Source organism: Mycobacterium sp. (assembly GCF_035314905.1).
In the GTDB taxonomy this organism is placed as follows: domain Bacteria; phylum Actinomycetota; class Actinomycetes; order Mycobacteriales; family Mycobacteriaceae; genus Mycobacterium.
In genome coordinates this window covers 1-5,173 of sequence record NZ_DATFYW010000117.1, presented here as the reverse complement: position 1 = coordinate 5,173, position 5,173 = coordinate 1, and the positions used below count along the sequence as shown (strand labels likewise).

General features: G+C 67.6%; 5 protein-coding genes and 1 pseudogene. 3 read left to right on the top strand and 3 right to left on the bottom strand.

Going from position 1 to position 5,173, the window contains the following annotated elements:
* Together VKG81_RS09800 and VKG81_RS09795 are read right to left on the bottom strand one after the other, a co-directional pair.
* Positions 1-201, bottom strand: a pseudogene (locus VKG81_RS09800) (VOC family protein); the annotation flags it as partial.
* A gap of 5 nt (positions 202-206) precedes the next feature.
* Positions 207-656 carry a helix-turn-helix transcriptional regulator gene (locus VKG81_RS09795; RefSeq protein WP_324395734.1) on the bottom strand — a complete coding sequence of 150 codons (450 nt, stop codon included), beginning with the start codon at positions 654-656 and terminating at the stop codon, positions 207-209.
* 177 nt (positions 657-833) lie between these two features.
* Between VKG81_RS09795 and VKG81_RS09790 the strand changes: the two genes are divergently transcribed.
* The gene (locus tag VKG81_RS09790) at positions 834-989 is read left to right on the top strand and encodes a DUF433 domain-containing protein (protein ID WP_324395733.1); all 156 of its coding nucleotides are present in this window, start codon (positions 834-836) and stop codon (positions 987-989) included.
* A gap of 269 nt (positions 990-1,258) precedes the next feature.
* On the opposite strand, the gene VKG81_RS09785 is transcribed toward VKG81_RS09790, so the two are convergent.
* Entirely contained in the window at positions 1,259-2,182 is a 924-nt protein-coding gene (locus VKG81_RS09785; RefSeq protein WP_324395732.1) for a homocysteine S-methyltransferase family protein, read from the bottom strand.
* A gap of 180 nt (positions 2,183-2,362) precedes the next feature.
* On the opposite strand from VKG81_RS09785, the gene VKG81_RS09780 reads away from it, so the two are divergent.
* Both VKG81_RS09780 and VKG81_RS09775 read left to right on the top strand, forming a co-directional pair.
* Positions 2,363-4,792: an FAD-dependent oxidoreductase gene (locus tag VKG81_RS09780; RefSeq protein ID WP_324395731.1), complete on the top strand. Its 2,430-nt coding sequence runs from the start codon at positions 2,363-2,365 to the stop codon at positions 4,790-4,792.
* The coding region (locus VKG81_RS09775; RefSeq protein ID WP_324395730.1) for a TetR/AcrR family transcriptional regulator at positions 4,792-5,173 on the top strand (382 nt) is incomplete at its 3' end. The genes VKG81_RS09780 and VKG81_RS09775, both read left to right, overlap by 1 nt.

Genomic DNA, 5,173 nt, shown 5'->3' with positions numbered 1-5,173 from the left:
CGTCGGTGATGCCGGGGTCGGCGGCCGGCGGCGCCAGCAGGATGGACGTGCCGGGCTGGCCGGCCGGGCCGACCGTGATCCAGCGCATCGTGCCCTGGCCGACGTCGATGCGGACCTCGAAGCCGAGGATGTCGCGATAGAGGCCAGGGAGGCCTCCGGGTCGTCATGCGGGAGGAAGCTCGCGTGAATGGTGATATCCATGGACATCACGCTAGCTGCGGCTCGGTGACCGGCGCTTCTCGATTCCTGACCGGTTTGGTCACCTGTTTGGCCACGCACGGTGGCATCCCCGCCGTCGCGCGCGCTGCCTGGCTCCGGTAGGTGCTGGGCGGCATGCCGGCCAGTTCGGTGAAGCGGGTGCTGAAGGTGCCCAGCGACGCGCAGCCGACCGCGAAGCAGACCTCGGTGACGCTGAGGTCGCCACGACGCAGCAGCGCCATCGCGCGCTCGATCCGCCGCGTCATCAGATAGCTGTACGGCGACTCGCCGTAGGCGAGCTTGAACTCGCGGCTGAGGTGCCCGGCCGACATGTGCGCGCCGCGAGCGAGCGCCTCGACGTCCAGCGGCTGCGCGTACTCCCGGTCGATCCGGTCACGGACACGGCGCAGCCGCGCGAGGTCGCGCAGGCGCTGCGCCGCGGCGGGTCTGCTGGTCACCTGTGCATCTTATCCATTCGGCCCACTGTGATCATTGCCAACGGCGGCGTCGACCCGACTCAGGCGGCCGGGTGGGCCGGGCACAGTGGCGTACCCTGAAGGTGTGGCCTACGAGCGGATTACCGTCAACCCGAATCGGCTGAGTGGCCTGCCGTGTATCCGGGACACCCGGGTAACGTGAGCGCTGTCCTGGGCCAGCTCGCGGCCGGGCGCAGCATCGAGGAGATTCTGGTCGACTACCCCTATCCGGAACGGGACGACATCCTAGCCGCTTTGGAGTTCGCGGCCGCAGCCGTGCAGGAACGCGAATTGCCGCTCGCCCTGCCAGCGTAGCCGTCATGAGGTTCCTGGTTGACGCGAACCGATGGCCTGCCGTTTACAAGTAAGCCGGCCCAGCGCTTCGAGCGCACTGCCTGCACGGATGCCACTACTCGGCCGACGAGCTGCGCAACCTGCAGCGCGTGGCGTCTGACGGGGAGCACACTGCCTAGCGTCGGCTACTGATCAAAACCCGGATGCTCCGGCTGGTCGCGGTCGGCGACTCCGCGGGGCGCCCCGGAGAGGCCGCTGAATATCGGAGCGTCGCGTTGTTCGCCGGGTTCCTAGAGCTCTTTCGCGAACTCCTGGTAATGCCGGCTGATCCGTTCGCTGGTGCCGTAGTAGGCGTGCCGACTCATATCCGCGCTGAACCGGCTCGCCGGCGGCGTGCGGCCGAGTGCCTCGGCCATCGCGCGGACGTGGTGGGGTGCGCAGCCGCAACAGATGCCGAAGTAGTTGACTCCGAGCGCAGCCGCCGCCGTAGTGAACGCGCCCATCTCGTAGCGGTTGGCTAGAAACGGGTCTAGCGCGGTCGGGAAGGGCCGCCCACCCGGGATCAGGTCGCAATCTTGGTCGGTGAGCGATTGGAACGTTGGCTCGGCTTCTGTCGTGCGGTACGGCACCGGCAAGGCGGCGATGTAGCCGTCGCACGCGGCGCGGATTTCACCTAGTAGCGGCAGCATGGTGGCGGGCCCGCGGATGCAGTTCAGCCCGACCACATCGGCCCCGGCGTCTTGCAGGCGACGACATGCCTCGCCGATCGGGTCGCCCCCGCGGACGATGGGCTGGCGATGAATAGTGAGTGTGACCACCGCATCGAGGCCGTGCGCCTTGATTGTTTCCAGCGCGAGCAATGCCTCGCCGGGATAGTCGATGGTCTCGGCGATCACGAAGTCGACGCCAGCCTCGGCGGCCCACCCGACCTGCTCGGCGAACATGCCGCGGACGACCTTATGCGTCGCAGGATCGTCCGGGTCATAGACGTTGGTGTTGCAGATATTGCCGGCCACCAGGGAGTCGTGCTCGGCGCCGACCTCCTTCGCGATACGCAGCGCCTGCCGGTTCATCGGCTCAAGGTCGCCCTCGCGGCCGATCACCGCCAGCTTCTCGCGGTGGGCGTAGTAAGTGAAGGCCTCAACCACGTCCGATCCGGCATGCACGTATTCCCGGTGCAGCCCGGCTACCATATCGGGCTCCTCGAGGACCACCTCGGGTACGAACGCCCCGGCCTGCAGGTAGCCGCGGCGCTCAAACTCGAACAAATATCCCTCGGCGCAGATTACCGGTCCGGCGGCGAGCCGATCGAGAAGCCTACCCATGCACGACACCTCCAGGGTCTTATAGTCGGAACGACTGTACCGGGAAAATTTAGACGTAGGGAGGCCTCGATGAAATCTTCCGCGCAGGTCGTCGTCATCGGCGGCGGTGTGGTGGGCGCCTCGGTCCTGTACCACCTCACCGAGCTCGGCTGGACGGATGTCGTGCTCGTCGAGCGCAAGGAGCTCACCGCCGGCTCGACCTGGCACGCTGCGGGCGGCATGCACACGCTCAACGGTGACCCTAATGTCGCGAAGCTGCAGCAGTACACCGTCGGCCTGTATCGCGAGATCGAGGAGCGCTCCGGCCAGAACTGCTCCATCCACATGCCTGGCGGGCTGATGCTGGCCGGCGACCGGGAGCGGATGGACTGGCTGCGGATGGCCCAGGCCCGCGGCCGCTACCTCGGCATGGATATGGAGATCATCTCGGCGGCCGAGGCAAAGCGAATGTTCCCGCTTCTCGAGGAGAAGCACTTCATCGGTGCGCTCTTCGACCGGGCCGAGGGTCACGTCGACCCGACCGGGGTCACCCGGGCCTATGCCGGCTGCGCGCGGCAGGCCGGTGCTGAGATCTACCAGCACACCTGGGTGAGGGACCTTCGTCAGCGCCCCGACGGCACGTGGGACGTCATCACCGACTCCGGCGAGATCCATGCCGAGCACATCGTCAACGCCGGCGGGCTGTGGGCACGTGAGGTGGGCCGGATGATCGGCTTGGAGCTGCCCGTGCTCGCGATGGAGCACATGTACTTGATCACCCAGGACATGGATGAGGTGGCCGAGTACAACGCGGCCACCGGACACGAGCTGCCGATGGGCCTGGACTTCGACGGCGAGCTCTACATCCGCCAGGAGGGCGGCGGGATGCTGCTCGGCACGTACGAGCAGGCGTGCGTGCCCTGGTCGCCCCGCGAGACTCCGTGGACCTTCGACCAGCAGTTGCTGGCCCCCGATCTCGACCGGATCGCTCCGTCGCTGGAGATCGCGTTCAAGCACTATCCGGCGCTGGCTAGCGTGGGGATCAAGAATGTGATCAATGGGCCGTTCACCTTCGCGCCGGACGGCAATCCGCTGGTCGGCCCGGTGCCCGGCATGCGCAACTGCTGGGTTGCCTGCGCGGTGATGGCCGGTTTTTCGCAGGGCGGCGGTGTTGGCCTCACCCTCGCGCGCTGGATGGTCGACGACGATCCGGGGGAAGACATCTGGGCGATGGACGTGGCCCGCTTCGGCAACTGGGCGAGCCTCGCCTACACCAATGCTAAGGTGCGGGAGAACTACAGCCGCCGGTTCCGTATCACCTTCCCCAACGAGGAGCTCCCGGCCGGCCGGGCACTGCACACCACACCGGTTTACGACCGGCTCACCGCCCACAACGCGGTATGGGGCGCGAGCTTCGGGCTCGAGCATCCCCTGTGGTTCCAGCGGCCGGGGGAGGAGCCGCGGGAGGACGTGACGTTCCGTCGCTCCAACGCCTACCTGGTCGTCGCTGACGAGTGCACGATGGTGCGCGAACGCGTCGGGCTCACCGAGTGTTCCAACTTCGCCAAGTACCGCGTGACCGGCGCCGGCAGCGCCGACTGGCTGCAGGGGCTGTTCACCAACCGGCTGCCGCGAGCCGGCCGGATCAACCTCACCGCCGCCCTGGATCCCAACGGTCACATCGTCGGGGAGTTTTCCGTGGCGCGGGTCGGTACAGACGATTTCTTCCTGTTCGGCTCGCAGATCGCCGAAGCGCATCACTCGCGCTGGTTCGTCGGCCACCTCGCTGAAGGTGTGCGGTTCGACGTGCTGGGCTTGTCCCTGGTGGGCCTCTCGCTGGCCGGTCCGCGCGCCCGCGACGTGCTCCAATCGGTCACCGACGCATCCTTGGCCACCGAGAATTACCCGTTCATGACGTTCCGCCGGATCGACGTGGGGATGATCCCCGCCTACGTCGGCCGGATGACCTACACCGGGGATCTTGGCTACGAGATCTGGGTCGCACCGGAGTACCAGCGAGCACTGTTCGATCTGCTGTGGCAGGCCGGGCAGCCATACGGCATCGGCCTGTTCGGGTTCCGGGCGTTGATGTCGCTGCGCATGGAAAAGATGTTCGGTACGTGGGCGCGCGAGTACCGTCCGATCTACACGCCGGTAGAGGCGCGAATGCACCGATCGCTCAAGCTCGATCACGACTTCATCGGCCGCGCTGCGGTGGAGGCGGAGCTGGCGCGCGGCGCGGCTCGAACGCTCGGCTACTTCGACATCACCCCCGATCCGGCGGAACCGGCTGACGTCGTCGGCGACGAGCCGATCTGGCACGGCGGGGCGGTGGTGGGCTGGGTGACGTCCGGCGCGTATGCGCATTACAGCCGCCGCTCGCTAGCTTTCGGCTACGTGCCGAGCGAGCTCGCGGCGCCCGGCGCGATGTTCGAGGCGGAGATCATCGGCCAGCGCCGTCCGGCGAGACTGCTGCCAGAACCGGTGCTCGACCCGGCAGGCCAGCGCATGCGCGTCTGATGGGACGCCATCCTGACTTCGAACGACGGGCTGAGCTGCTGGACGAGGTGGTCCGCTACCTCGGCCGGCACGGCGTCGCCGGAGTGTCGCTGCGGCCAGTCGCCCGCGCACTGGGCGTGTCGGTCAACGCGCTGGTGCATCACTTCGGCAGCAAGGACGAACTGGTGGTCGCCGCATTGCGGCGGGCCGCCGAGATTCAGCGAGGAGTCGAAGGGCGGTGGCGGCGGCAGGTACCTCACCTCTCCACGGCGGAGCTGCAGCGGCGCTGGTGGCGGTGGATCAACCGCAGCCCGGAGCACTTGGCGCTGGTGCGACTGGGTCTCGAAGCCGCCACGCTGGACGCCACGGTCAGCGGTCTGCCCGGTGATGTGCGTGCGGAGC